This window comes from Streptomyces macrolidinus, from assembly GCF_023887685.1.
GTDB lineage: Bacteria > Actinomycetota > Actinomycetes > Streptomycetales > Streptomycetaceae > Streptomyces > Streptomyces macrolidinus.
The window spans coordinates 93,194-119,926 of sequence record NZ_JAMWMR010000023.1; the positions used below are offsets into that span (position 1 = coordinate 93,194).

At 71.7% G+C, this 26,733-nt stretch carries 21 protein-coding genes; 15 read left to right on the forward strand and 6 right to left on the reverse strand.

All coding sequences use genetic code 11. The features are described from left to right. Position 1: 1 nt before the first annotated feature. The 3 genes from NGF19_RS23100 to NGF19_RS23110 all read right to left on the reverse strand — a co-directional run bounded on the left by NGF19_RS23100 (position 2) and on the right by NGF19_RS23110 (position 1,454). Positions 2-316, reverse strand: coding sequence for a helix-turn-helix domain-containing protein (locus tag NGF19_RS23100; protein ID WP_252427104.1), 315 nt, complete (start codon positions 314-316; stop codon positions 2-4). After that, a complete protein-coding gene (locus NGF19_RS23105; RefSeq protein WP_252427106.1) occupies positions 313-699 on the reverse strand; it encodes a type II toxin-antitoxin system RelE/ParE family toxin in 387 nt (128 codons plus the stop codon). The genes NGF19_RS23100 and NGF19_RS23105 overlap by 4 nt, the downstream gene beginning before the upstream one ends. A gap of 86 nt (positions 700-785) precedes the next feature. Continuing rightward, positions 786-1,454 (reverse strand): pirin family protein, encoded by a 669-nt coding sequence (locus NGF19_RS23110; protein WP_252427141.1) that lies wholly within the window; start codon positions 1,452-1,454, stop codon positions 786-788. A gap of 73 nt (positions 1,455-1,527) precedes the next feature. On the opposite strand from NGF19_RS23110, the gene NGF19_RS23115 reads away from it, so the two are divergent. The 5 genes from NGF19_RS23115 (at position 1,528) to NGF19_RS23135 (ending at position 6,530) form a co-directional block, all read left to right on the forward strand. After that, on the forward strand, positions 1,528-2,733 hold the full coding sequence (locus NGF19_RS23115; RefSeq protein WP_252427108.1) for a PucR family transcriptional regulator: 1,206 nt from the start codon (positions 1,528-1,530) through the stop codon (positions 2,731-2,733). 89 nt (positions 2,734-2,822) lie between these two features. After that, positions 2,823-3,737: an ACP S-malonyltransferase gene (locus NGF19_RS23120; RefSeq protein ID WP_252427110.1), complete on the forward strand. Its 915-nt coding sequence runs from the start codon at positions 2,823-2,825 to the stop codon at positions 3,735-3,737. A 19-nt stretch (positions 3,738-3,756) separates the two neighbouring features. Then, positions 3,757-4,788: a ketoacyl-ACP synthase III gene (locus NGF19_RS23125; protein WP_252427112.1), complete on the forward strand. Its 1,032-nt coding sequence runs from the start codon at positions 3,757-3,759 to the stop codon at positions 4,786-4,788. A gap of 103 nt (positions 4,789-4,891) precedes the next feature. Then, a complete protein-coding gene (locus tag NGF19_RS23130; protein WP_252427114.1) occupies positions 4,892-5,140 on the forward strand; it encodes an acyl carrier protein in 249 nt (82 codons plus the stop codon). A 118-nt stretch (positions 5,141-5,258) separates the two neighbouring features. Beyond that, positions 5,259-6,530, forward strand: coding sequence for a beta-ketoacyl-[acyl-carrier-protein] synthase family protein (locus tag NGF19_RS23135; protein ID WP_252427116.1), 1,272 nt, complete (start codon positions 5,259-5,261; stop codon positions 6,528-6,530). Between the two features lie 148 nt (positions 6,531-6,678). On the opposite strand, the gene NGF19_RS23140 is transcribed toward NGF19_RS23135, so the two are convergent. Next, a complete protein-coding gene (locus NGF19_RS23140) occupies positions 6,679-7,173 on the reverse strand; it encodes a DUF3145 domain-containing protein (RefSeq protein ID WP_252427118.1) in 495 nt (164 codons plus the stop codon). A gap of 241 nt (positions 7,174-7,414) precedes the next feature. On the opposite strand from NGF19_RS23140, the gene NGF19_RS23145 reads away from it, so the two are divergent. The 5 genes from NGF19_RS23145 (at position 7,415) to NGF19_RS23165 (ending at position 14,521) form a co-directional block, all read left to right on the forward strand. Next, the gene (locus NGF19_RS23145) at positions 7,415-8,302 is read left to right on the forward strand and encodes an SGNH/GDSL hydrolase family protein (protein WP_252427120.1); all 888 of its coding nucleotides are present in this window, start codon (positions 7,415-7,417) and stop codon (positions 8,300-8,302) included. Between the two features lie 33 nt (positions 8,303-8,335). Beyond that, positions 8,336-9,310 (forward strand): aldose epimerase family protein, encoded by a 975-nt coding sequence (locus tag NGF19_RS23150; protein WP_252427122.1) that lies wholly within the window; start codon positions 8,336-8,338, stop codon positions 9,308-9,310. Positions 9,311-9,395: 85 nt separating this feature from the next. Beyond that, positions 9,396-12,365 carry a beta-galactosidase gene (locus tag NGF19_RS23155; RefSeq protein WP_252427143.1) on the forward strand — a complete coding sequence of 990 codons (2,970 nt, stop codon included), beginning with the start codon at positions 9,396-9,398 and terminating at the stop codon, positions 12,363-12,365. A gap of 29 nt (positions 12,366-12,394) precedes the next feature. After that, positions 12,395-13,000, forward strand: coding sequence for a hypothetical protein (locus NGF19_RS23160; protein ID WP_252427124.1), 606 nt, complete (start codon positions 12,395-12,397; stop codon positions 12,998-13,000). 72 nt (positions 13,001-13,072) lie between these two features. Continuing rightward, positions 13,073-14,521 (forward strand): acyl-CoA synthetase, encoded by a 1,449-nt coding sequence (locus NGF19_RS23165; protein WP_252427126.1) that lies wholly within the window; start codon positions 13,073-13,075, stop codon positions 14,519-14,521. 82 nt (positions 14,522-14,603) lie between these two features. Here the strand turns inward: NGF19_RS23165 and NGF19_RS23170 are convergent, their stop codons facing one another. After that, positions 14,604-18,221, reverse strand: a complete 3,618-nt coding sequence (locus NGF19_RS23170; protein ID WP_252427127.1) for a S8 family serine peptidase — start codon at positions 18,219-18,221, stop codon at positions 14,604-14,606. Positions 18,222-18,859: 638 nt separating this feature from the next. Here NGF19_RS23170 and NGF19_RS23175 point away from each other — a divergent pair. The 3 genes from NGF19_RS23175 to gap all read left to right on the forward strand — a co-directional run bounded on the left by NGF19_RS23175 (position 18,860) and on the right by gap (position 22,144). Further along, positions 18,860-19,897: a rod shape-determining protein gene (locus tag NGF19_RS23175; RefSeq protein WP_252427128.1), complete on the forward strand. Its 1,038-nt coding sequence runs from the start codon at positions 18,860-18,862 to the stop codon at positions 19,895-19,897. A 172-nt stretch (positions 19,898-20,069) separates the two neighbouring features. Beyond that, on the forward strand, positions 20,070-21,035 hold the full coding sequence (locus NGF19_RS23180) for a GlxA family transcriptional regulator (RefSeq protein ID WP_252427130.1): 966 nt from the start codon (positions 20,070-20,072) through the stop codon (positions 21,033-21,035). 110 nt (positions 21,036-21,145) lie between these two features. Then, positions 21,146-22,144, forward strand: coding sequence for a type I glyceraldehyde-3-phosphate dehydrogenase (gap, locus tag NGF19_RS23185; RefSeq protein ID WP_252427131.1), 999 nt, complete (start codon positions 21,146-21,148; stop codon positions 22,142-22,144). Positions 22,145-22,251: 107 nt separating this feature from the next. On the opposite strand, the gene NGF19_RS23190 is transcribed toward gap, so the two are convergent. Further along, complete coding sequence (locus tag NGF19_RS23190) at positions 22,252-22,665, reverse strand: hypothetical protein (protein ID WP_252427132.1); 414 nt, start codon at positions 22,663-22,665, stop codon at positions 22,252-22,254. Between the two features lie 465 nt (positions 22,666-23,130). Here NGF19_RS23190 and NGF19_RS30765 point away from each other — a divergent pair, with 465 nt between their 5' ends. Together NGF19_RS30765 and NGF19_RS30770 are read left to right on the forward strand one after the other, a co-directional pair. After that, on the forward strand, positions 23,131-23,808 hold the full coding sequence (locus NGF19_RS30765; RefSeq protein ID WP_289736813.1) for a hypothetical protein: 678 nt from the start codon (positions 23,131-23,133) through the stop codon (positions 23,806-23,808). A gap of 1,529 nt (positions 23,809-25,337) precedes the next feature. Next, complete coding sequence (locus NGF19_RS30770) at positions 25,338-25,460, forward strand: hypothetical protein (RefSeq protein ID WP_289736815.1); 123 nt, start codon at positions 25,338-25,340, stop codon at positions 25,458-25,460. Positions 25,461-26,733: the final 1,273 nt, after the last annotated feature.

A 26,733-nucleotide genomic window follows, 5' to 3' on the forward strand; every position in this document is an offset into this window, starting at 1 on the left:
CTCAGGCGGCGTTGCCGTGAGGGGTGAGGTTGATCGTCAGGTCGGCGTCGAGGGCACGGGCGAGGCGTCGTAGAAGGGGAATCGTCGGGACGGTTCCACCGCCTTCGATGCGGGAGATCTGAGGCTGCTTCATGCCACAGCGTTCCGCGAGTTCCGTCTGGGACAGCCCCAAGGCGGTACGCCGGTCGTAGACCATCTGACCAAGGTCATGCGCCAGCTCGGCCTCTTCGTAGAGACGGTCGTACTCGAAGTCGCCCTCGACCGCCTCACCCAGGAGCTTACGGTGGCGGCGGGTCTTCCACTCGGCGTGGTTCATCGCAGTTCCTCCTTGATGTCGCGACTGTAGACGGTGTGCTCTCCGGCCGGTTCATGACGAGCCTCGCAGATGGCCTGGGCGGCCTGAGCTCGTTGCACCTCTGCCGTCTCCCGCATCTTGGCCTTGCGGAACACGGTCAGGAACACGATGCGCCGACCGGGAGCCACCCAGTAGGTAAGGCGCTGGGCATTGCCGTCGAGATCGAAGCGCAGTTCGCGAAGCTTGCCTCCGAGGTGGCGCGTATAGGGCTCACCCAGCGTGGTGGCGCTCACTGCGAGCCGATCGACCTTCTGCTCGACTATGACGTAGTGGTGGGCGGGGATGTTCTCCAGCCAGAGGCGAACCTCGGGTTCGATCTCGATGGTGTAGCGCTCACCGTACATAACACGGATGCTATATGGCGCGGATGTTATGGGCCACCGCTTTGCATCAGCGCGTCAGCCATACCGGTCGCAGCGGACCTGCCCCCTTACCCGCTCATCTCCCACACCAGCACCTCCGCCCCCGTCACCGCCCGCAACTCCACATCCCCCTCGGCACCCATGATCCGCGCCGCGTCACCCGACCTCAACTCCTCACCGCCCAGCCGCACTTCACCTCGTACGACATGGACGTACACATGCGCGGCGCCCGGCACCTCCGTCCGCTCCCCCGCCTGGAGGCGGCGTACATGGAGCGTGGCTCCCGCTCGGGGGACCGCGTACGGAGTCGAGTCCGCGAGGTCGTGGACGACGTCGTACGTCGGGGCGCTGGTCGGGGTCGTCGGGGTCAGCCACATCTGGAGGAAGACCAGCGGGGCCTCGCCGTCGTTGCGTTCCACATGGCGGACGCCGCTCGCCGCGCTCAGGTACTGGACGTCGCCGGGGCGGATCACCGACGTGCGGCCCGTGGAGTCGCGGTGGGTCAGCTCGCCCTCCACCACCCAGGTGACGATCTCCGTATGGCTGTGCGGGTGCTCGTCGAAGCCCGCGCCGGGGGCCAGCCGCTTCTCGTTGCAGGCGACCAGCGCCCCGAAGCGGAGGTTGTCCGGGTCGTAGTGCGGTCCGAAGCTGAAGGCGTACAGGGACTCGATCCCGGCCGCCGGGTCCCCGCCGCGGTAGCGCTCACCGGCGCGCCGTACATCCGTCACGGCCCCCACCGTAGCCCCGCGCCCGGCGCCCTCGGAGACCCGCCGCCGCACGACCCCGTCCTGATAAGGCACTCTTGTCCCCGTGCCCGAACCCCAATCCCACACCCCCGAACCCGCAGCGCACTCGGTTCATCCGCATGCAGCGTCCCTGAAGCGGCTGGAGAAGTCGTCCGGAAGCCTCGCCGCGCAGGCCATCGCGCGCATGGACGAGACCCTGTCGTGGTACCGGGCGATGCCCCCGGAGAACCGTTCCTGGATCGGGCTGGTGGCCCAGGCGGGCATCGCCGCGTTCACGGAGTGGTTCCGGCACCCGGACGCCCCGCAGGCCATCTCCACCGACGTCTTCGGCACCGCGCCCCGCGAGCTGACCCGGGCCATCACCCTGCGTCAGACCGTGGAGATGGTGCGGACCACCATCGAGGTCATGGAGTCCGCCATCGACGAGGTGGCCGCCCCCGGTGACGAGTCCGTGCTGCGCGAGGCACTCCTCGTCTACGCCCGTGAGATCGCCTTCGCCACCGCCCAGGTCTACGCCCAGGCCGCCGAGGCGCGCGGCGCCTGGGACGCGCGCCTGGAGTCGCTCGTCGTCAACGCCGTGCTCAGCGGGGAGGCCGACGAGGGGGCGGTCAGCCGGGCCGCCGCGCTCGGCTGGAACTCGCCGGAGCATGTGTGCGTGGTCCTCGGTACGGCGCCCGACGGTGACAGCGAGTTGACCGTCGAGGCCATCCGGCGGGCCGCCCGGCACGCCAAGCTCCAGGTCCTGACGGGCGTGCTCGGGGACCGGCTCGTGGTGATCTCGGGCGGCAGCGACAACCCGCTGGCCGCCGCCAAGTCGCTCATCGGGCCGTTCGCCCCGGGACCGGTCGTCGCCGGGCCGATCGTGCCCGATCTGCAGTCCGCGACCCGGTCCGCGCAGGCCGCCACGGCGGGCCTCAAGGCGTGCTCGGCCTGGCAGGACGCACCGCGTCCGGTCCTCGCGGACGACCTGCTCCCGGAGCGCGCGATCGCCGGTGATCCCAGCGCGCGGGAGCAGTTGGTGGAGGAGATCTACAGACCGCTGGAAGAGGCGGGCTCCGCGCTCCTGGAGACCCTCAGCGTCTATCTGGAGCAGGCCTCCAGCCTCGAAGGAGCGGCCCGCATGCTGTTCGTTCACCCGAACACCGTGCGCTACCGGCTGCGACGTGTGACTGACGTCACCGGCTGGTCACCCTCTGATGTACGCTCCGCGTTCACGCTGCGTATCGCCCTGATCCTGGGGCGTCTCGCCGAGGGAGATCCGCAGACCTAGACGCTTGTAGGAGTTGTACAAAACACCCTGCTGTTCTTCGTCCCTGTCCCCACGGGCGGCCCCGCCCGTCCCCACGAGAGAGTGTGAGAGTGCTCGTACTCGTCGCTCCCGGCCAGGGCGCCCAGACGCCCGGCTTCCTGACCCCCTGGCTCGAACTCCCCGGCGCCGCCGACCGCATCGCGGCCTGGTCGGACGCCATCGGGCTCGACCTCGTCCACTACGGGACGCAGGCCGACGCCGACGCCATCCGGGACACGGCTGTCGCCCAGCCGCTGCTGGTCGCCGCCGGGCTGCTGTCCGCCATGGCCCTGGGTGATATCACCCCGGGTGCCGTCGCCGGACACAGCGTCGGTGAGATCACGGCCGCCGCCTTCGCTGGCGTCCTGGACGAGAAGTCCGCGCTGGGCCTCGTCCGCGGACGCGGCCTCGCCATGGCCGAGGCCGCCGCCCTCACGCCCACGGGCATGTCGGCGCTGCTCGGTGGCGACCCCGAGACGACGATCCCGCACCTGGAGAAGCTGGGCCTGACCCCGGCGAACGTGAACGGCGCCGGACAGATCGTCGCCGCCGGCACCCTGGAGCAGCTCGCCGCGCTGGCCGAGGACAAGCCCGCGGGTGTCCGCCGGGTCGTCCCGCTGAAGGTGGCGGGCGCCTTCCACACCCGTCACATGGCCCCCGCGGTCGACGCCCTCGCGCGGGCCGCCGAGGCCCTGACGCCCGCCGACCCCCGCGTCACCTACGTCTCCAACAAGGACGGCCAGACCGTCTCCGCCGGCGCGGAGGTGCTCCAGCGTCTGGTCGGCCAGGTCGCCAACCCGGTCCGCTGGGACCTGTGCATGGAGACCTTCCAGAAGCTGGGCGCGACCGCGTTGATCGAGGTCTGCCCCGGCGGCACCCTCACCGGCATCGCCAAGCGCGCGATGCCGGGCGTCACCACCCTCGCCCTGAAGACCCCCGACGACCTCGACGCCGCTCGCGTTCTCGTCGCCGAGCACAGCGCCTGACAAGGAGCCCTAGAGCAGCATGTCGAAGATCAAGGCACGGAAGGGCGCCCCGTACGCGCGCATCCTGGGCGTCGGCGGCTACCGCCCCGTCCGCGTGGTGCCCAACGAGGTGATCCTGGAGAAGATCGACTCCTCCGACGAGTGGATCCGCTCCCGGTCCGGTATCGAGACCCGGCACTGGGCGAACGACGAGGAGACCGTCGCCGCGATGGCCATCGAGGCCTCGGGCAAGGCGATCGCCGACGCGGGCGTCACCGCCGAGCAGATCGGCGCGGTCGTCGTCTCCACCGTCTCGCACTTCAGCCAGACCCCGGCCATCGCCACGGAGATCGCCGACAAGCTCGGTACCGACAAGGCTCCCGCCTTCGACATCTCGGCCGGCTGCGCGGGCTTCGGCTACGGCCTCACGCTCGCCAAGGGCATGGTCGTCGAGGGGTCGGCGGAGTACGTCCTCGTCATCGGCGTGGAGCGGCTGTCCGACCTGACCGACCTGGAGGACCGCGCCACCGCGTTCCTGTTCGGCGACGGCGCGGGCGCGGTCGTGGTGGGCCCCTCCGACGAACCGCACATCGGTCCGACCGTGTGGGGTTCGGAGGGCGACAAGAACGAGACCATCAAGCAGACGATCCCGTGGAACACGTTCCGGATCGGCGACCTCTCCCACCTCCCGCTCGACAGCGAGGGGAACGTGAAGTTCCCCGCCATCACGCAGGAGGGCCAAGCGGTGTTCCGCTGGGCCGTGTTCGAGATGGCGAAGGTCGCCCAGCAGGCGCTGGAGGCCTCCGGGATCACCGCGGACGACCTGGACGTCTTCATCCCGCACCAGGCGAACGTGCGGATCATCGACTCGATGGTCAAGACCCTCAAGCTGCCGGAGCACGTCACGGTCGCCCGTGACATCCGCACCACCGGCAACACCTCGGCCGCCTCGATCCCGCTCGCGATGGAGCGGCTCCTGGCGACCGGGGAGGCGAAGAGCGGCGACACCGCGCTCATCATCGGCTTCGGGGCGGGGCTCGTGTTCGCCGCCACGGTCGTTACCCTCCCCTAGGCACTCCGTGCCGGATCATGCGGTCCGGTGCGGGAACCGCAGACCCCTGCCGCTGACGCGGCGGGCGCCACACCGTCTGAATATCAATGAAGGAGCGCCTGACATGGCCGCCACTCAGAAAGAGATCGTCGACGGTCTCGCCGAGATCGTGAACGAGATCGCCGGGATCCCCACCGAGGACGTCGAGTTGGACAAGTCCTTCACCGACGACCTGGACGTCGACTCGCTGTCCATGGTCGAGGTCGTCGTCGCCGCCGAGGAGCGCTTCTCCGTGAAGATCCCCGACGACGACGTCAAGAACCTCAAGACGGTCGGTGACGCCGCCGAGTACATCCTCAAGCACCAGGACTGATCGACCGATCATCCGGGCAGACCGCCGGACTCCGGGCCCTGCCCGGCTGTCGGGCCGCTGCCCCGCCACCCGGCGGTGGCGCCGCTGAATCCTCGCATCCGTTGGAGAAAGAATTCCCGTGAGCTCGACCAATCGCACCGTGGTCGTCACCGGTATCGGCGCAACCACACCGCTGGGTGGCGACGCGGCCTCTACCTGGGAAGGCCTGGTCACCGGCAAGTCCGGCGCCCGACCGTTGGAGCAGGACTGGGCCGCCGAGCAGGCGGTCCGGATCGCCGCGCAGATCGCCGTGGAGCCGTCCGAGATCATCCCCCGGCCCCAGGCCCGCCGCCTCGACCGGTCGGCGCAGTTCGCGCTGATCGCCGCCAAGGAGGCCTGGGCGGACGCCGGTTTCACCGACAAGGCCGGTGCCGACGACTCCGTCGACCCCGACCGGCTGGGCGCGGTCATCGCCTCCGGCATCGGCGGGGTGACGACTCTGCTCGACCAGTACGACGTGCTGAAGGAGAAGGGCGTTCGCCGGGTCTCCCCGCACACCGTGCCGATGCTGATGCCGAACGGCCCGGCCGCCAACGTGGGTCTGGCCGTGGGCGCCCGTGCCGGGGTGCACACCCCGGTCTCCGCCTGCGCGTCGGGCGCCGAGGCCATCGGCTACGCCATCGAGATGATCCGCACCGGTCGCGCCGACGTCGTCGTCGCCGGCGGTACGGAGGCGGCCATCCACCCGCTGCCGATCGCCGCGTTCGGCAACATGATGGCGATGTCCAAGAACAACGACGACCCCCAGGGCGCGTCGCGGCCCTACGACACCGGCCGTGACGGCTTCGTCCTCGGTGAGGGCGCGGGCGTTCTGATCCTGGAGTCGGCCGAGCACGCCGCCCGGCGCGGTGCCCGCGTCTACGCGGAGGCGGTCGGCCAGGGCATCTCGGCCGACAGCCATGACATCGTGCAGCCGGAGCCCGAGGGCCGCGGTATCTCGTGCGCCCTGCAGAACCTGCTGGACAACAACGACCTGGACCCGGCGGAGATCGTGCACGCGAACGCGCACGCCACCTCCACCCCGGCCGGTGACGTGGCCGAGCTGAAGGCGCTGCGCAAGGTGTTCGGCGACGACACGGACCACATCGCGATCTCCGCGACCAAGTCGATGACCGGTCATCTCCTCGGTGGCGCGGGCGGCGTGGAGTCGGTGGCGACCGTGCTCGCGCTGTACCACCGCATCGCCCCGCCGACCATCAACATCGAGAACCTCGACCCGGAGGCGGAGGCCTGCGCCGACATCGTCCGCGGCGAGGCCCGCAAGCTGCCCGTCGAGGGCCGGATCGCCGCGCTGAACAATTCCTTCGGCTTCGGTGGCCACAACGTGGTCCTGGCGTTCCGTACGGTCTGATCCGACGTCCGACGCTTCACGGTCTGATCCGACGTCCGACGCTTCACGGTCTGATCCGACGTCCGACGCTTCACGGTCTGATCCGACGCTTCACGAAGAAGGGCCCCCACCGCTCGGTGAGGGCCCTTCTCGCGCTCTTGACGGGGGATCAGACGACCTGGTGCAGCCAGCGCACGGGAGCTCCCTCTCCCGCGTACCGGAAGGGCTCCAGCTCGTCGTCCCACGGCTTGCCGAGCAGCTTGGCGAGTTCGGCCTCCAGGTCCGTCTCCTCGCGCTGGGAGCGCACCAGCGCGGCGCGCAGCCGGTCCTCGGGGATCAGGATGTCGCCGTGGATGCCGGTGACCGCGTGGAAGATGCCGAGGTCGGGGGTGCAGCTGTAGCGCTCGCCCTCGGCGGTCGGGCAGGGCTCCGAGGTGACCTCGAAGCGCAGCAGTTGCCAGCCGCGCAGCGCGGAGGCGAGCTTGGAGGCGGTGCCGGCCTGGCCCTGCCAGGAGAACTCCGAGCGCCAGGTGCCGGGGGCGGCGGGCTGCCGGATCCAGTCGAGGCTGACGCGCGTCCCCAGCACGCCCGCGACGGCCCACTCGACATGCGGGCACAGTGCGCGGGGCGCGGAGTGCACGTACAGGACTCCACGTGTCGTCACCTGAACCTCCGGGCAGACCGCGACATCTTGTAACTTTACGGAACTGGGTGTGGCAGGGCAGCCACGGGGCGAGGCTACCGTGCGGCAGGCCAAGGAGTGTGACGTACCGTCGGTCATGGTGCCCGCGAACTCCTGGGTTTCACCCAAGGGGACGCGGGTTTGACACAGCATGTTCGAAGATGGGTCGAACAACTGCGGCGCGGACCGGCCGAGCGCGGACGAGGAACGAGGGGATCAGGGGATGCGGAAGCGAAGCCACCGCTCACGTACCGTCATCGCGCTCACCGCAGCGGCGGCGCTGGGTCTCACCGGGTGCGCCGCCGGGGAGGGCGGGTCCACCTCGCCGGGCACGGCCACGCGGGCGAAGCCCACCCCGGTCTGGAACCGCTCCCCCGACTCGATCGCCGCCGTCGGCGACTCCGTCACCCGCGGCTTCGACGCCTGCACCGTGCTGTCCGACTGCCCCGAGGTGTCGTGGGCGACGGGCGGGGACAAGGAGGTCGACAGCCTCGCCGTACGGCTGCTCGGGACGACCGGGGCCGCCGAGCGGAGCTGGAACTACGCGGTGACCGGGGCCCGGATGTCGGATCTGGCCGAGCAGATGACGCAAGCGGCGGCGAAGAAGCCGGAGTTGGTGACGGTGATGGTGGGCGCCAACGACGCCTGTCGTACGTCCACCGCGTCGATGACCCCGGTCGCGGACTTCCGCACCCAGTTCCAGGCCGCGATGGACACGCTGCACAAGGCACTGCCCCGGACCCAGGTGTACGTCTCCAGCGTGCCGAACCTGAAGCGGCTGTGGTCACAGGGGCGGACCAACCCGCTGGGCAAGCAGGTGTGGAAGCTGGGGATCTGCCCGTCGATGCTGGCCGACGCGGACGCGCAGGACGCGGCGGCGGTCAAGCGGCGCGACACGGTCCAGGCGCGCGTGGAGGCGTACAACAAGGTGCTCGGGGAGGTCTGTGCGAAGGACCAGCGCTGCCGCTTCGACGGCAACGCGGTCTTCGACTACCGCTTCGGCCCCGAGCAGCTCAGCCACTGGGACTGGTTCCATCCGAGCAGGAACGGCCAGGCCCGCCTGGCCGAGATCGCGTACCGGATGGTCACGGCGAAGAAGCCTGTGGCCTAGGGTTCGCCCCTACCCGTGGCCTAGGGTTCCCACATGAGTGAACATTTCGGCACACTGCCCGACGGGACGCCGGTCCACCGCTGGACGCTGGAGCGAGGCGGGGTGCGGGTGCGGGTCCTGTCGTACGGCGGGATCGTGCAGTCGGTCGAGATCCCGGGCCGTGACGGCCACCGGGCCGACGTGGTCCTGGGCTTCCCGGAGCTGGACGGCTATGTCGGCCACCCGCAGCCCTACCTCGGGGCGCTGGTGGGGCGCTACGCCAACCGCATCGCGGGCGCCCGCTTCACACTCGACGGCCGGACCCACGCTCTGGAGACGAACGACGGGCCGAACTGTCTGCACGGCGGTGCGCGGGGCTTCGACAAGCAGGTATGGGAGGCCGAGTCCGTCGAGCACGGCGTACGGCTGTTCCGGGTGAGTCCGGACGGCGAAGGGGGCTTCCCGGGCCGCCTCGAGGTCTCGGCGACGTACTCGCTCGACGCGGACGGCGCGCTGCGGATCGCGTACGAGGCGGTCACGGACGCGCCGACCGTGGTGGCCCTGACGAACCACACGTACTGGAACCTGGCCGGTACGGGCACCGCGAGCGGGCATGAACTGCGGCTCGCCGCCTCGCGGTTCACCCCGGTGGACGCGGCCCTGATCCCGACGGGCGCGCTCGACGCCGTGGCGGGCACGCGGTTCGACTTCCGTGCGGCCCGGAAGGTCGGCTCCGGGTACGACCACAACTTCGTGCTCGACAAGGGCGTGACGGGCGCCCCCGAGGAGGTCGCCGAGCTGTACGACCCGGCGTCCGGGCGGCGGCTCACCGTGGCGACGACCGAGCCGGGCCTCCAGCTCTACACCGCGGACCACCTCGACGCCCCGTTCGTCGCCTGCGAGGGCGTCGCGCTGGAGACGCAGGCCTTCCCGGACTCCCCGAACCGCCCGGAGTTCCCGAGCACCCGGCTGCTGCCGGGCGAGGTGTACCGCTCGCAGACCGTGTACGGCTTCGGCGTGCGCGACTGACACTCCCCGGCGAGGGCGCGGCGCACCCGGGAGTCGTGCCGTGCGGCGTGGACAATGACGGCACCCCGCGCCCCTGAGGAGACTCCTGGTGTTGAGCAGACGTACCTTCGGCGCGACCGTCGCCACCGCCGCGCTCGGCCTGCCGCTCGCCACGCACCGGGAGGCGTACGCCGCCACCGCACCGACCGGGCCCGCCGACACGCCGACCGGAGCCGTCCCCGGCCCGGCGGATGCGGACGGGCGGGCGCACACCGTGGGCTTCGACCGGCACTCGATGATCGTCGACGGCGGGCGGGTCGTGCTGTGGTCGGGCGAGATGCATCCGTTCCGGCTGCCGAGCCCGTCGCTGTGGCGGGACATCCTGCAGAAGCTGCGCGCCCACGGCTTCAACACGGTCAGCGTCTACGTCGCCTGGAACTACCACTCCCCCGCCCCGGGTTCGTACGACTTCACGGGCGTCCGCGACCTCGATCTGTTCCTGCGCACGGCCGCCGAGACCGGGCTGTACGTGATCCTGCGGCCGGGCCCGTACATCAACGCGGAGGTCGACGCGGGCGGCTTCCCCGGCTGGCTGACCGCGACGCGGGGCACGGCCCGTACCGCAGACCCCACCTATCTGTCGTACGTGGACGAGTGGCTGACCGCCGTGAACCGGATCGCGGTGCGCCATCAGTACACGCGCGGCACCGGCACCATCGTCCTCTACCAACTGGAGAACGAGTACGAGAACCATGTCACCGAGGCCACCGGGCGCGCCTACATGGCCCATCTGTACCGGAAGGTCCGCGCCGACGGCATCGACGTCCCGCTGTTCCACAACGACAAGGGCAGGAACGGGTATTGGGTGCCCGGCTCGTTCGACACCGCGGGTGAGCAGGGGCGTTGGCTGTACGGCTTCGACGGCTATCCCTCGCCGTCCAAGACCCCGCCCGACTGGGGGTACTTCGGGACCGGCGGGCCGAAGGGCGGGGCGAGCGCGAGTCCGAACACCCCTGGGTTCCTGGCCGAGTTCGGCGGCGGCTGGTTCGATCCGTGGGGCGGTGTCGAGTTCGACGGCAAGGGGTACGCGGAATCACGCCGCACCCGCGACGCGGCGTACGAGCGGCGCTTCTACCTGACCAACCTGGCCAACGGCATCACGGCCCACAACATCTACATGGCCTTCGGCGGGACTTCATGGGGCTGGCTGCCCGCGCCGATCGTCTACACGTCGTACGACTACGGGGCCTGCCTCGACGAGGGACGTCAACCGACCGCCAAACTGGTCCCGTTGCACCAGATCGGGTATCTGCTGCAGAGCGTGCCCGAACTGGCCGCGCTGGAGCGAGCGGCGGACATCGACCCCGGCGACCCCGGGATCAGGGCCTACCACCTCACCGACCCGGCCACCGGGACCCATGTCCACGTCCTGCGCAACGACACCCCCACCGAAGCCGTCGCCACGGTCCCGCTCGCCGGGACGGACGTCCCCGTGCCCGTGCCCGGCCGGGACGCCCGGCTGCTGGCCACGGGACTCTCCCTCGGGCAGCGGACGCTGCGGTACTCCACCGCCCAGCCCATGCTGCGCCTGACCACCGGACGCCAGGACTTCGCGGTGCTCACCGGCCGGTCGGGGGAACGGACGCGGACCGTCCTGGAGTGCGCGAGCGAGCCGACCGTCACCGTGCTCGACGGGACCGCCCGGACCACGTACGAACGCGACGCGCTGCGCGTGGACGCCACCCTCGGCGGACTCACCCGGCTGTCGGTGCGGGGCTCGGGTGTATCACGGCCGCTGCTGCTCCTGCTCGCGGACGACGAGACGTCCGTACGGCTGTGGCGTCACCTCACGCCGTCGGGGCCGGTCCTGGTGTACGGGCCCGAGCTGCTGCGCACCGTCGTACTGCGCGGCGCGACCGCGCACCTCACCGGGGACACGGTCGACGCGGCCGATCTGGAGGTGTGGGCGCCGCGCGGGGTCACCGAGGTGGTCTGGAACGGAAGTCCGCTGCGGATGCGCGCCACGTCCTCCGGCAGTCTGCGTGCCGTGCGGCGACTGCCGGGCGTGGGACCGGTCCGGTTGCCCGAGCTGACCGGGTGGCGTCGCAGGGCCGAGAACCCCGAGTCCGCCGTCGACTTCGACGACTCGCGGTGGCAAGTGGCCGACCGCACCGCCTCGTTCAGTACCACTCCGCCGCCCGCCGGGCAGCCGGTTCTCTTCGCCGACGACTACGGCTTCCACTACGGGGACGTCTGGTACCGGGGCCGCTTCGAGGGCGCGGCCCGCGCGCGGTCGGTCTCGTTCTCCTATGTCACCGGCGCCCAGGGGCTGTTGATGGCCTGGCTGGACGGCAGACCGCTGGGCACGCACCGGATGCCCGTGCCGGACCGGAAGACGGTGCGGAAGGGAACCTGGTCGGCGACGGCGACGTTCCCCCTCGCGGTCGGGTCGTCCGGTGACCATGTGTTGTCCGTACTCGTCCGTCGTATGCAGCACGACGAGGATCTGAAAGCGGACGACGCGCACAAGGCGGGGCGGGGGCTCGCCGCCGTCGCCTTCGAGGGAGCAACACCCGTACCACGCTGGCGGATTCAGGGTGAGACGGACCCCGATCCCGTGCGCGGGCCGCTCAACAACGGTGGTCTGTACGGGGAGCGGCACGGCTGGCATCTGCCCGGGTTCGCGGACGGCGACTGGCGGCCCGTGAGCCTGCCGCGCGCGGACCGGGGGCAGGGCGTGGTCTGGTACCGGACGGTCTTCCGGTTGGCCGTGGATCCCGGTACGGACGCGTCGATCGGGCTGACCTTCGCCGACGACCCGGCCCGCGCCTATCGGGCGCAGATCTTCCTCAACGGCTGGAACATGGGCCAGTACATCAACGACGTCGGCCCACAGCACACCTTCGTCCTGCCGAACGGGGTGCTCGACACCCGGGGCGACAACACGCTGGCGCTGGCGGTCCTGGCCGACGGGACCACCGCGTCGGGTCCGGGCCGGGTCGAACTGACGCTGCTCGGCCGGGCGGCCGGAGGGGTGCCCGTGACGCGGGTGCACTCGCCCGGCTGGGTGCGATAGCGCCTGCCCCCTGCGTGCCGTGGGCGAAGATGGGCCGTATGCCGTCCGCGAAGCGCCCCGCCGGTCCGTTCACGCCCCTCGACTTCCAACTGGTCCTGCTGCGCCGCATGGCCGACCACCAGCCGGGCCTGGTCGAGGACGCCCGCCGCGAGCTGGGGGTCTCGCTCGCGGACATGCGTGAGGCGAACCGCCGCTGGCAGGCCATGCGGCACGCCCCGCGCTCCCGCTCCGCCCTCTCCCGGTACCGCTCCGTCCTCGGCGAGCCTGAGTCGACGGCGGCACGCCGGATCGGCGACCTGGACTGCGACGCGCTGCTGTGGCCGGTGCCGCTCTGGCCTGACCTGCGCTTCGAGGTGCTGGTGGCGCCGAACGGGGTCGTGTGGAACGAGTGGCTGGTACGGGCGCCGGGCGCGTCCGGTCCGCCGCTGGAGACCCTGGAGGACCTCGCCCCCTGGTCCTGCACGGTCGACGAGGTGGCCCGCGCCTTCGCCCCGGCCCGCCCACTGGAGGGCACGGCCCCCACTCGCTGGGGCCTCGCCTTCACCGCCCCGGACACGGTGGGCGAACGGCACGCGTGCACGGCGGAGTTCACCTGGGGGCTGTTGCAGCGGACGAGCGTGGGCGGGCGCTCCTGAGAAGCTGGGACCGTACGTCCGCACGTCTGTCCGTCCGCAGTCCGTCTCGATGCCCGACGTAAGGAGTCCCGCGTGTCCTCTCTCTTCCCGGCTCTGTCCGATCCCGAGGCCGCGCGGCGGCCCGCCCTGCGGTTCGCCGAACGGTCCCTGACGTACGCGGAGTTGGCCTCGGCGGCGGGTGCGCTCGCCGCGCGGATCGCGGGCGTGGGCCGGTTGGCCGTGTGGGCCACGCCCTCGCTGGAGACCGCCGTCGCGGCGGTGGCCGCGCTGACCGCGGGCGTGCCCTTCGTCCCGCTCAACCCGAAGTCCGGGGAGGGCGAGTCGGGGCACATCCTGTCGGACAGCGCGCCGTCGCTGGTGCTGGCCGCGCCCGGACAGCAACTGCCGCCGCCAGTGAGTGAGTTGGACCGTGTCGAGGTCGATGTGCGCGCGACGGGTGTCTTCGCGCCCGCCGAGGTCTCCGGCGAAGACCCCGCCCTCGTCGTCTACACCTCCGGCACCACCGGCCCGCCCAAGGGCGCGGTGATCCCCCGGCGCGCCGTCGCGACCACGCTGGACGCGCTCGCGGAGGTCTGGCGGTGGACCGGGGACGACGTCCTGGTGCACGGCCTGCCGCTGTTCCATGTGCACGGGCTGGTCCTCGGCATCCTCGGCCCGCTGCGGCGCGGCGGATCCGTGCGGCACCTCGGGCGGTTCAGCACGGACGGGGTGGCGCGCGAGCTGGGTGACGGGGCGACCATGCTGTTCGGCGTGCCCACGATGTACCACCGCATCGCCGAAGCGCTGCCCGCCGCACCGGAGTTGGCCAAGGCGCTGGCCGGGGCGCGGCTGCTGGTCTCCGGGTCGGCCGCGCTGCCGGTGCACGACCAGGAGCGGATCGCCGCGGCGACCGGGCGCCGGGTCATCGAGCGGTACGGGATGACGGAGACGCTGATGAACACGAGCGTGCGCGCGGACGGGGAGGGGTGTCCGGGGACGGTCGGGGTGCCGCTGCCCGGGGTCGAGCTGCGGCTCGTGGAGGACGACGGCGCGCCGATCGCCGCGTACGACGGGGAGAGCATCGGCGAGATCCAGGTCCGCGGGCCGAACCTGTTCACCGGGTATCTCAACCGCCCCGACGCCACGGCCGGTGCCTTCACCGCCGACGGCTGGTTCCGCACGGGTGACATGGCGGTGCGCGAGGCCGACGGCTCCGTACGCATCGTGGGCCGCAAGGCCACCGATCTCATCAAGAGCGGCGGGTACAAGATCGGGGCGGGCGAGATCGAGAACGCGCTGCTGGAACATCCGGGGGTGCGGGAGGCCGCCGTCACCGGGGAGCCCGATGACGACCTGGGCGAGCGGATCGTCGCCTGGGTCGTCCTCGCCGATCCGGCCGCACCGCCCGCCGACGAGGAACTCGCCGAGCATGTGGGCCGGCGGCTGGCCCCGCACAAGCGCCCGCGGGTCGTGCACCACCTCGACGCGCTGCCCCGCAACGACATGGGCAAGATCATGAAGCGGGCGCTGGGCAAGAGCTGATGGGCGGGCGGTAGCCGAATACCCCGTACGCCCCTGGGACTTGGTGATCCCAAGGGCGTACGAGGCTTCACCAGCAGGGCAGTTACTTCACCCCCACCGCCCGGACGATCTCCTGACTGACGGAGCCACCCTGATCGTCGCTCGCCGATGCGCGCAGGGAGACGTAGCGCGCCCCGGACGGCACGGTCAGCGTGCCCTTCCAGGAGTCGCCCGCGGCGTCGGTGAGCGGGACGGTCCGCCAGGAGGCGCCGTCGTCGTACGACACCTCCAGCTTCGCGCCGCCGATCGTGCCGGTGTCGGGCGCGCCCACGACGTACGAGGCGGAGATCCCGACCGGCACCCGGTCGCCGCGGACATCGCCCGACAGATCGGTGTCGACGTCGTAGGCGAGGTTGAGGAGTGGCAGGAAGGTCGCGCGGTCGGCCGGGGTCTGCGCCGAACGGAAGGTCCACTCGGAGTGGCCCTTGGTGGAGAGCTTCCAGCGGTCCGCGTCCAGGGCGGTGTCGGTGACGACCTTGTAGGTGTGCTCGTCGGCAGGCGCGTCCCAGACGTACGCGGCGGAGCTGGTGCGCCGGTCGACGAGGGTGCCGTCCTGGTACACGGCGGTGGTCTGGGTCATGCCGCTGTCGGTGTTCCACGCGTCACCGAAGCCGGTGTGGTCGGGTCCGGAGTCGCCCCAGCCGGGTGTGTTGAACTGCAGTGTGTTCCCGGTGCGTTGCTGGCCCCAGCCGAGGCCGGTGCCGAGCCAGGGGTGCCAGACCGGCTTGAACCAGTTCAGCGTGGCGTGCGCGCCGCCCCGGTAGTCGACGAGGCCGCTGCGCTCCTCCAGGGCGCTGTCGCCGACGGTCGCGGACTCGTGCCAGAGCTGACCGGGTCCGGTCGACACGTAGTCGGTCCGCTCGGCCGGGTAGTCGATCCGCTCCTGGAAGCCGATGCCGATGGGGAAGGTGTCGGTGATCGAGTAGCGGAACTCGCCGCCGCTCACCGGCTTCACCGCGTGGAACTTCGTGTCCAGCACGGCGAGTTCGCGCGGGTTGGGGGTGTAGGCGAGGCTCTTGTCGGGGACGGCTCCCTGGTGCCCCTGCGCCAGGTCGTACACGTACGGGGTGTTGCGCGTCCCCGTCATGTCGACCTTCTTGGCCTTCCGCAGCTTGGCCGCGTCCGCCGCGTTCACCGTGGCGATCTGGAACGACCGGTCCGCGTTGTCGTCGCCCCACCAGGCGTTGAGGCGTCCGGGAGTGTCATCGGTGACGAACAGGGCCGTGACACCCGCGTCCTGGGCCGCCTGGGCGAGTGCGGTGGGCGTGGTGCCGTCGGTCAGCCGGGCCAGTACCGCCTTGCCGCGTACGTCCGCCGGGAACGGGCCGTCCCCGACATCGACGAGCGGCAGCCGAGTGCGCCCTTCGAGCAGGGTGGCACCGGGCTGCGCGACCGCCTCGCCGAGCCCCTTGACCTCCAACTGCGGCTTGCCGAGCCGCCATACGGTGCGGTACTCGAAGCTGCCCTGGGTGACCTTCGCGGTGGGCGCGGCGAAGATGCTGTCGTACTTCACCGGCACCTGGACCGCGCCGAAGTAGTCGGAGCCGCCCGCGTCGCGGTCGTACTCCATCAGCAACTGCCGTGTCTGGGTGGTGCGGTGGACGTCGGCCGTGATCTCCCGCAGCCGCCGTCCGTCCAGGGTGACCTCGCGGTCACGGTCGAGACTGATCTCGGGGGCGGCGAGGAAGCCGAGGCCGAGCGAGTCGGCGCCGTGGCTGCCGCGTACGTCGAGGAAGGTGGCGAGGCTGTAGGCGCCCGGCTTCAACCGCAGCGTGAGTGTGCCGGATTCGCCGACCGAGGCCGGGAACGGGTCGGTGTTCCGGGCGAGTTGCTGTACGACGAGGTCGGCGGGGGCGGGGCTGCCGTCGCGGTCCTTGACGTGCACGGTGAGTGTGTAGCGCTCGTCCTCCTTGACCAGGCCGAACGCGGTGTGGGCGACGGGCGTGCCGTGCGCGGAGGCGACGATCTGCCCGGAGACGTTCCCGACCGGCGCCTTGGAGCCGTCGCCGGTGACGGTGGTGGAGGCGGTGCCGTGCGCGGGCACGGTGAGCGTGGAGTCGGCGAGCGTGGCGACGCCCTCGGGCGCCCCCTGCACGGCGAGGCTCAACTCCACCGCTTCGTCGGAGGAGTTGGTGTAGGTGACGGTACGGGTCACCGGCTTGTTCGTGTCGTACGGCCACTTGTAGAAGCCGAGGTCCGCGCTGCCGGTGGCGGTCACCCGCGCCGTGACGGCGTCCGGGACGCTCACCCGGCCCGCGCCCACCGTGTAGACGGAGTCGTCCAGTTGCTTCGAGGTGGACATCAGCGCGTCCTTGAGCCGTGCGCCGCTCCAGTCGGGGTGCTGCTCGGCGAGCAGGGCGGCGACGCCCGCGATGTGCGGGGTCGCCATCGACGTACCGCTCATCCGGGTGTAGTAGCCGCTGCCGTCGAGGAGTTGGGAGCGCGCGGCGAGGATGTCGACGCCGGGCGCGGTGATGTCGGGCTTGAGGGCGTTGTCCCCGAAGCGGGGTCCGGCGCTGGTGAAGTAGGCGGGCTGGTCGGCGGAGTCGACGGCGCCGACGGTCAGCGCGGCGTCGGCGGCACCGGGCGAGCCGATGGAGGAGGGCGCGCCGGTGTTCCCGGCCGCGATGACGAAGAGGGCGCCGGTCTCCTCGGAGAGGGTGTCGACGGCCTCGGCCATGGGGTCGGTGCCGTCGCTGGCCTCCGTCGACCCGAGGCTCATGGAGATGACCTTGGCGTGTACGTCACGGGCGGCCCACTCCATACCTGCGATGATCTGCGACTCGCTGCCGAAGCCCTCGTCGCTGAGCACCTTGCCGACGGCGAGGGTGGCGTCCGGCGCCACGCCGCGCTCGGTGCCGTCGGAGGCGGCGCCGCTGCCGCCGACGGTGGAGGTGACATGGGTGCCGTGCCCGTTGCGGTCGGCGACCTCCTGACCTTCGATGAAGCTCTTGCTCTGGGAGACGCGGCCCGCGAGGTCCGGGTGTCCGGTGTCCGCGCCGGTGTCCAGGACGGCGACGGTGACGCCCTTGCCGGTGAGACCGGCGTCCCAGGCGGACCGCGTCCCTATCTGCTCGTTGCTCTCCGCCATGTCGGCCGTCACCCGGCCGTCGAGCCACACCTTGCCGATGCCGTGCTGCCCCGTGAAGGACCGCCAGAAGGTGCGCCCTTTCGTGGCGTCGAGGGCGGCGCCGTCGATGCTCGGCAGGGAGCGGGTCTGTGCGGCACCGCGCGGTGCCGCCTGCCGCGCACCCTTGGCGTAGGTCACGATCAGCGGCAGCGCGTCGGCCTTGCGGTCGCCGAGCCCCTGCCGGATCAGGCCGCTGACGTCGAACAGCCGCCGGTCGAGCGTGCCCGCCCGCAGATACGGCAGCGCCTCGTCGGGCACGACGGTGACGTCCCCGTTCGCGACATCGGTCCGTACGGCTCCGGTGGCGCCCTGGGGCCGCTCGACGGTGACGGTCTGCTTCCCGCCGCCGAGGTCGGTGACGGTCACCTTGTCGCCCGTCACCAGCGTGACGGTCTGGGCGGCGGTGGCGGCGGCGGTGCGCACGGGGGCCGGCGCACCGCTCGCCGCACCCGCGTTCCCTGACGGCACCAGCGCGAGCACGAGCCCGGCCGACAAGAAGACACCGCCGCGTCTGACTGGTCCTGTGGACATCCCTGCCCTCTCTTCGTCGAGTGCTCCGAAGAGTGTCAGGGGGCTTGTGCGACAAGGGAGTTAGCCGTACGTGGCGGGAAGGCGAAGTGGCGGGTTCCCGCCAGACCCCCGCCCGAGCGCGCCCAGGGACACCGTGGTCGATCCGCCTACGACCGGGCGGCCGACGCGAGGCCGCCGAAGGCTACGCCCCTGCGGCCGACGCGAGGCAGCGAAGCACGCCTGCGGACCCCGTGGTCGCTGCGAGGCCGCTGAACGCCTACGGCCCGTGGCCAGCGCGAAGCCGCCGAACGCGTACGACCCCGTAGTCGGCTCAAGGCCACCAAGCGCGCCCGCAGACCCCGCGGTCGGGCGCAAGGCCACGGAACACCAACGCCCCGTAGCCCGCACGGGCCTGCCATCGCACCCGTGGTCGGCGCGAAGCCACCGAGCGTCTGCGGCCCCTGGTCGGCGCGAGGCCGCTCAGCATCCCCGGACCCCGTAGTCAATCACCACCCCCGGCGACACCGGCTCGTTCCTCCGTTCGGGGCTGCCCCGCCCGGCCCAGCCCGACGGGCGCGGGGCGTCGGGCCGCCGCAGGATGCGTAGGGAGAGGTGGTCGCGCGGGGCCGCCTGCGGTCCGTTCTCGGGAGGTACCGGCCATGACCGTCAGCCTCGACCAGTTGCGCCGCTGCCACTTCGCCGTGGATCTCGGGGCGGCCAAGACCCGGGTGTACGTCAAGGGCGTCGGGCTGGTGGTGGACCAGCCCAGTGCCGCTGCCGTGAACACCCGGACGGGCGCGCTGATAGCCGTCGGGGACCTGGCGGAGCAGATGACGGGGCGCACCCCCGCGTACATCCGGGTGGTACGGCCGGTCTCCGGCGGCACCGTCGTCGACATCGAGATGGCCCGGCGGATGCTGCGCCATCTGCTCGGCGAGAAGCTGCGCCGCGCCCTGCGCCGCAAGCCCCGGCTGCGGGCCGCCGCCTGCACCCCGCACGACGCGGACCCCCTGGCCCAGCGCGCGACCGTCGAGACCCTCGTCGGCCTGGGGGCCAGAAGGGTCGAACTGGTGGACACCCTCGTCGCCGCGGCCGTGGGGTGCGGGCTGCCGGTCGAGCAGCCCGAGGCTTCCATGATCATGGTGTGCGGGGCGGCGGCCACCCAGATCGCCGTGCTCTCCCTCGGCAACATCGTGACCGCCGAGCGCGTACCCGTGGGCGGCGAGGCCGTCGACCACGCGATCGCCCAACACCTGCGCCACAAGCACGCGTTGCTGCTGCCGAGCCAGTCGGTACGGCCCTTGCGGATCGCCCTGTCCGAGAACGGGCTCATGCCGAACGGCTCCGCCTCCACCGAGATCCAGGGGCGGGACGTGGCCACCGGGCTCGCCCGGTCCGTACGGATCGACACCGCCGCCGTGCGCGTGGCCATCCAGACGCCGCTGACCGCCGTGCTCGACGGCATCGGCAAGGTGCTGCGGGACTGCCCGCCCGATCTGGTCGCCGACCTCGCCGACCGGGGGATCATGATGGTCGGCGGCAGCGCGCTGCTGCCGGGGCTCGACCAGATGCTGCGCCAGGCGACCGGCATGCCGGTGCACATCGCCGAGCGGCCCGACATCTGCGCCGTCCAGGGCGTGGGCGCCATGCTGGAGGGCAAGATCCAGCCGCTGACCTTCAACCCGCTCGCGGCCTGAGCGATCGCACACCGCCCTGCGTACAGGGACCGCGTCCGTACGCCGCCTGCGAGGACCGCCCCGGTCACCGGGATACTGGACGGGACGGAGCGCGCCCGCGTGAGCGCGCTCTCACCCGGCCGATGTCCCCGATCACCGAGCTCGACAAGGCTCGGGCAGAAGAGAGCTGAGCATGCCCCCCGCCGAGGTCCCGCGTCTGCACCGCGTCGCCGTCCTGGTGCTGGCCGGAGCCAAGCCGCTCGATGTCGGCATCCCCGCGCAGGTGTTCACGACCCGCGCCAGCATGCCGTACGAGGTACGGGTGTGCGGTGCGGCACCCGGCCTGGTCAGCGGCGGTGACGGCCTGTCCTACGCCGTCGAGCACGGACTCGACGCGCTGGCCTGGGCCGACCTCGTGTTCGTCCCCGGCTATCGGTTCCCGGACCGCGAGGACCCGCCGCAGGCCGTGCTCGACGCCCTGATCGCCGCCCATGAGCGGGGCGCGCGGCTCGCTGCCATCTCGACGGGCGCGTTCGCGCTCGCCGCCACCGGGCTGCTCGACGGCAAGCGCGCGACGACCCACTGGCACTACGCGCGGGCCCTGGCGCTGAAGCACCCCCGGGTGAACGTGGACGAGAACGTCCTGTTCGTCGACGAGGGCGACGTACTGACGTCGGCAGGCGCCGCCTCGGGCCTCGACCTGTGCCTGCACATCCTGCGCGCCGAGCTGGGCGTGGCCGCGTCCAACCACGCCGCCCGGCGTCTGGTCGCGGCCCCCTACCGCAGCGGAGGCCAGGCGCAGTATCTGCCACGCAGCGTGCCCGAGCCCCGCGGGGAGCGGTTCACCGCCACCCGCGAGTGGGCCCTGCACCGGCTCGACAAGCCGCTCACCGTGGAGCTGCTCGCCCAGCACGCGGCGGTCTCCGCGCGCACGTTCTCCCGTCGCTTCGTCCAGGAGACCGGATACACACCGATGCAGTGGGTGATGCGCGCCCGCGTCGACAGGGCACGGGAGCTGCTCGAACGCTCGGAGCGCAGCGTCGAGCAGATCGCCGCCGAGGTCGGCCTCGGCACCAGCGCCAATCTGCGGCGGCACTTCCAGCGCATCCTCGGCACCTCACCGATCGAGTACCGGCGCACCTTCACCCACGGCGCATAGCGCGGTCCCCCACCCTTGGCATGATCCTTGCGGATGCTGGCGTTCACGCCACTGGTAGCGGCCCGGAGCCCATGCGAATCTCGCAGGGAAACCGAAGGGACGGACACCTCATGACTCGCATCGCCATCAACGGATTCGGTCGCATCGGGCGCAACGTGCTGCGCGCCCTGCTCGAGCGCGACAGCACCCTCGACGTCGTCGCCGTCAACGACCTGACCGATCCCACGGCCCTCGCGCGCCTGCTCGCCTTCGACAGCACGGCGGGCCGGCTCGGCCGCCCGGTGACGGTCGACGGGGACACGCTCGTCGTCGACGGCCGCCGTATCAAGGTGCTCGCCGAGCGGGAGCCCGCGAACCTTCCCTGGGGCGAGCTCGGCATCGACGTCGTGTTGGAGGCGACCGGCCGCTTCACCTCGGCGAAGGCCGCGCGCGGCCACCTCGACGCGGGTGCGAAGAAGGTACTCGTCGGCGCCCCGTCGGACGGCGCGGATGTCACGCTCGCGTACGGCGTCAACACCGACGCCTACGACCCGGCCACGCACACGATCGTCTCGAACGCGTCGTGCACGACCAACGCGCTGGCCCCGCTGGCCGCGGTCCTCGACGACCTCGCCGGTATCGAGCACGGCTTCATGACGACGGTGCACGCCTATACCCAGGAGCAGAACCTCCAGGACGGCCCGCACCGCGACGCCCGTCGCGCCCGCGCCGCCGGTGTCAACATCGTCCCGACCACGACGGGCGCGGCCAAGGCGATCGGCCATGTGCTGCCGAACCTCGACGGCAAGCTGTCGGGCGACTCGATCCGCGTCCCGGTTCCGGTGGGCTCGATCGTCGAGCTGAACACGACGGTCTCCCGCGACGTGACGCGCGACGAGGTCCTGGCGGCCTACCGTGCCGCGGCCGAGGGCCCGCTGGCCGGTGTCCTCGAGTACTCCGAGGACGAGCTGGTGTCCTCCGACATCACCGGCAACCCGGCCTCGTCGATCTTCGACTCGAAGCTCACCCGCGTCGACGGCCGCCACATCAAGGTGGTCGCCTGGTACGACAACGAGTGGGGCTTCTCCAACCGCGTGATCGACACCCTCGAACTCCTCACCTCCCACTGAGCGGAGCCCGCGCGCCGCGAGGGGCGGTGACCGGTGAGCCCGGTCACCGCCCCTCGCCGTCATGAGGGCGCGGAGTGCGCGGAGTTCCTACGACGCGTCACGACCGCTCAACCGTCCGCCCACTTCGTGCACTTGGTCACGCCCGCGTGGCGGCCACACGCACGCATGCCCCGCCCGGGGACGGAGTTGTTCGCCCGGGTGAGCGCGTCGTTGCCGGTGCGCACCCGGTTGGGCCCGCACACATGCCAGTTACGGTGCCCGTCGTCCGACCAGTCGAACCAGACGGGGTCGCCCTTCGCCGCGTGCCGAATCCGCGCCCACCGCAGCACGCTTGACGGTGTGACGCCGGTCCGCAACTCCACGACGGCCGACCCGATCCGCACCGAACGACTGGTCACCGGCGGGCTGAGATACCCCTGGTACGGGCTGACGTTCACTCCGCAACTGTGGTTGATGACACCGTACGGCGCGGCCTGTCCGGTCTCGGCGACAGCCGTCGGCGCGACGGTCAGGACTGCCACGGCCGCCAAGGCCCCTGCAGCGACACGGTTCATGAGGTTCCGCCCCCTTCGATGGCGACAGTGACGAAACATCGGGTTTCGCCAGTAATGCCCTACCCAGCACGCATTCCCCGGAATCGGCATACCGCAGCGCCGAGTTCGCGTTGAACGACCTTCAGTTCCCGCGGAACCGCAGGGGACCTGCCGCCGAGCTGACCCTGTCCCCTGTCCCCTGTCCCCTGTCCCCTGTCCCTGTCCTCTGGATCTCGCACCGAGTTGCGGCTCGCCGTGGCCATCGGGCCGCTCTCGCCGTCCGGTTCGGGGCTTCGGGATCGTCCGCCGTCCGGGGGGCGCCTCCCCGGCGCGCGGGACGCTTCGGAGGTCAAGGGATGTCGGCATGCTGTGATCGGGGCGAGTCCGGGCACGGACGGCGGCAGTCACCCATGGCGCCATCGGTCCGGGCGACTTCCCGAACTGGAGGTTCTGTTGAAGAGCCACGTACGTTCCCTCGGGGCCGCCGGTCTGCCGGTGGTGACGGCTGCTCTGATCGCAGCGGCGACCACCGCGCAGGCCGCCCCGGCCCAGGCCGCGACGGCACCGCTCGGCACGCTCGCCCGATCCGCGTGCCACCACCATCACCACTGCCCGGCCAAGCCGGGTCCGCCCGGCCCGCCCGGTCCACCCGGCCCGCAGGGCGCTCCCGGTCCGACCGGACCCGCCGGAGAGACGGGTCCCGCCGGGCCGCAGGGCGGGACCGGTCCCGCGGGCCCGACCGGCCCGGCGGGCCCCGACGGACCGCAGGGCCCGGCCGGAGCCCAAGGCCCCGCAGGACCGCAGGGCGAGACCGGGCCCACCGGACCGAACGGCCCCCAGGGCCTGGCGGGCCCGGCAGGCCCGCAGGGGCTCCCGGGGCCCAGTGCACCGCTGTACCAATTCGCCCAGTTCACGGTGCCGCCCGGCGGCTCGGCCACCGGCCAGGTGTTCTGTCCGGCCGGCACCTCTGCCGCCGGGGGCGGACTTCGCCTGCTCACCACAAGCGGCGCTGCGAACTTCCTGTACCAGGGCGACCGTCCGATCAACAACGGCTGGGAGTTCCTGGCGAGCAGCACGGCCGCGGATCCACTGACCGTGGAGATCTCGGTCGCCTGCCTTCCGGTCGAGTGACGCGCACCGGCTGAAGCGTCCGACACGTTGCTCGACGCCCGGAGCGGGCGAACCCTGCGGGGCGACTGCTCCGGCCGATCCACCCGTCGTGCGCCCACCGGTGAGGGCCGGTTGCCGGGTCCCCGTCCCCGTGCCGCACTCCCGGGACCGCCGCCGTCGCCGGGCGGGCCTGCCGTTCCTCGGCACGCGACTCATCAACACCCCCTGGGGCCGGGGCGCGTCACGATTCCGCCCGTTCCCCCTGCCCGTTTCCCCCTCCTCCGAGGTGAGACCTTGAAACGCTCCGCATCCCCCCTCCGGTATGCCGTTCTGCCTGTCGCAGCCGCGGCCCTGATCGGCGCCCTCTCGACGTCCCACGCCCAGGCAGCACCGCTGTCCACGGCCGGCGGCCACTGCAAGAAGCACTGCAAGGGCACCCCCGGCCCTCCCGGGCCGCAGGGACCGGCCGGGCCGACCGGCCCGGCGGGCAACCAGGGCGCTCCCGGCGCCGAGGGCCCGGTCGGTCCCACGGGTGATGCCGGACCGGCAGGACCCGCCGGGCCCCAGGGTGCGCCGGGCACACCCGGCCCCATGGGTCCGGTAGGCCCGCAGGGCCAGACAGGGCCCGCAGGCCCGACGGGTGAGATGGGTCCTCAGGGCCCGCAAGGCGCACAGGGGCCGTCCGGACCCACCGTGCCCCCCGTCACGGCCACCGCGGAAGGCGTCATTCCTGTCGGGTCCCAGGACCCCGCCCCGTTCTTCACGGCGGCGACGTGCCCAGCCGGCACCGTGCTCACCGATGGCGGCACCTACATCACCAGCGGCGCCGGACCCGCGGTTCACGTGACCGAAGGATTCTCGGAGAATCCGCCGAACATCAGATGGCTCGGCTCCGTGCACTCGGACGTGCCGGCGACCACGCCCATCACGTTCACGGTGTACGCCCGTTGCATCCCGGTCTCCTGAACCGCTTCACCCCCCTCCGTCCGTCACTCCACGAGGAGAACCCACCCGTGAGACGCCCCCTACGACGCATGTGCGACGGTGGCCTGACCACCGTGGCGGCGGCCTTGGTCACCGCGCTGGCAGGGGCCCCGGCCCACGCCGGTCCCACGGCTCCGGACACCGGCTGCCACCACCGCTGTGAGTCCAAGCGGCCCGGCCCCCCGGGGCCTCCCGGACCCCAAGGACCCGCGGGCCCGGCCGGTCCCCAGGGGCCGGACGGTCCGCCCGGTGCGAACGGCCCCGCAGGACCCAAGGGCGAGACGGGGCCACCCGGACCGCAGGGCCCGACGGGCAACGAGGGTCTGCCCGGTCCGGTCGGTCCCGCGGGTCCCGCAGGGCCTCTCGGAGCGGCTGGGCCCGCCGGTGCGCGAGGACCTGAGGGGCCGACAGGGCCGACGGGCTCCCAGGGACCGACAGGCCTGCCGAGCTATACCTTCAGAGGTGCCTCCGACGTCGTGGTCGTCGCGCCTGGTGAGGTGGCCACGGTCACAGCCTTCTGTCCGGCCGGAACAGCGGTGACCGGAGGAGGGGCGGATGCCAGCAGGATGCGGATCCTCGTCAACGCCCCGGACCCGAGCGTGAACGGCTGGACGGTCACGGTCTACAACCAGCTCTCCGCTCCCGCCGGCGTCCTCACCTACAACCTGTGTCTCCCGGTCAACGGGTGATTCCGCGGCTCGGCAACGCCACCCGCTCCGCCTGCCTTTGGTGAGACACCCCGCTTCGGCGGGTCGGCCGAGGCGGAACAAGTCCGCGTGGGAGCACCGGACTTCGGCGACGACGCACCACGTGGTCACGGTCGCCCGCTCCGAGCCTTGGTCCGAACGACTGAACGGGGGCCGCCCCTGTGGAGTGGCGGCCCCGGTTCTCACGTCACCGCAGGTAGAAACGGTTCCGCAGGGGAACCGTGCAGTGGGGCGGGTGGGACTCGAACCCACAGCCGACGGATTATGAGTCCTTTTCGGATCTTCCGACGGCTTCCGGATCTTGCCTACACCTTCCCGTTTCCGCAGGTCAGAGGCCGTTCTATGTACTCGGCCTGTTCCGTTCTTCCTGATCCTTCCCGGCCCTTCCGGCCACTTGCGGGCCACCGTGGCCACCGGCGGGCCACGATCGAGACGGCAGAAAGGCCCCCAGGTGAGGTTGGGGCAGAGAGGAAAGACGCGGCCCGGACCGTTTACCCAGGTTGCCGGTCTACGAAGTGCGGGCTCTCGAACCTGGGCGCAGCGGAGTGCCGTACCGGCGTAACGCGTGTTGCCCTCTTCGCCCGAGGATGGAGCGGTACGGCGTTTACGTGAGGGAGTTGGCCGCTCCTCGGGGTAGCGGCCATTGAAGTTCTCCACGTGCACCAGCTCCAGGTCGTGAGCGGAGCAGTGGTCGCGCACCCATTTCGCGGCCGCGTTGGCAGCGTCATCCGGGCCGCGGGCAGTCAGAGTGATCACACCGCGGAGTTCGGATTTCGGGTGGGGCTGCGTTGCGCCGTTCCTGCTCCAAGAGGCCGCAGGCGCGTGCGGCGGCGGTGGACAAGTGGGAACTGGCCGTCGGCATACACCTCGGCACTATCGAGGGCGAAGACCCCCGAGCCTTCCTCGCCTCCGCCTGCGAAGGCCTCCCCCACCGATCGTCGTTTTGCGCGACATCCTCATATAGTCCTCAGAATCCTGACCTTTTCACTGTCGAGTGCATGCCCTGGTCTTAAGGTCCCCTTGCACGATCGCCACGGGGGCGATCCACCGGAGGGTGTGACATGGGTATCGGTGCACGGCACGCTGCGACCGGCGCTGCCACTGCTCTACTTCTGTGCTTCAGCAGCGCGGGAGTTGCTTCCGCCACGGAGGTATCGACCGACGGCAGAAGCGCGGTGTCGGCGGAGTGGACGACGGGCAACAACGACAGGCAGGGCTGGGAGGGCGGGGCGGGGCCGCGGGGGGCGGAGGAGCG

Excerpts from the sequence above, each read along its gene's own strand:
- NGF19_RS23180 (WP_252427130.1), top strand. The coding sequence starts at position 20,070 with ATGCCCCCCGCCGAGGTCCCGCGTCTGCACCGCGTCGCCGTCCTGGTG.
- NGF19_RS23145 (WP_252427120.1), top strand. The coding sequence starts at position 7,415 with ATGCGGAAGCGAAGCCACCGCTCACGTACCGTCATCGCGCTCACCGCA.
- NGF19_RS23170 (WP_252427127.1), bottom strand. The coding sequence starts at position 18,221 with ATGTCCACAGGACCAGTCAGACGCGGCGGTGTCTTCTTGTCGGCCGGG.
- NGF19_RS23125 (WP_252427112.1), top strand. The coding sequence starts at position 3,757 with ATGTCGAAGATCAAGGCACGGAAGGGCGCCCCGTACGCGCGCATCCTG.
- gap (WP_252427131.1), top strand. The coding sequence starts at position 21,146 with ATGACTCGCATCGCCATCAACGGATTCGGTCGCATCGGGCGCAACGTG.
- NGF19_RS23100 (WP_252427104.1), bottom strand. The coding sequence starts at position 316 with ATGAACCACGCCGAGTGGAAGACCCGCCGCCACCGTAAGCTCCTGGGT.
- NGF19_RS23160 (WP_252427124.1), top strand. The coding sequence starts at position 12,395 with ATGGGCCGTATGCCGTCCGCGAAGCGCCCCGCCGGTCCGTTCACGCCC.
- NGF19_RS23150 (WP_252427122.1), top strand. The coding sequence starts at position 8,336 with ATGAGTGAACATTTCGGCACACTGCCCGACGGGACGCCGGTCCACCGC.
- NGF19_RS23130 (WP_252427114.1), top strand. The coding sequence starts at position 4,892 with ATGGCCGCCACTCAGAAAGAGATCGTCGACGGTCTCGCCGAGATCGTG.
- NGF19_RS23175 (WP_252427128.1), top strand. The coding sequence starts at position 18,860 with ATGACCGTCAGCCTCGACCAGTTGCGCCGCTGCCACTTCGCCGTGGAT.
- NGF19_RS30770 (WP_289736815.1), top strand. The coding sequence starts at position 25,338 with ATGCGGATCCTCGTCAACGCCCCGGACCCGAGCGTGAACGGCTGGACG.
- NGF19_RS23105 (WP_252427106.1), bottom strand. The coding sequence starts at position 699 with ATGTACGGTGAGCGCTACACCATCGAGATCGAACCCGAGGTTCGCCTC.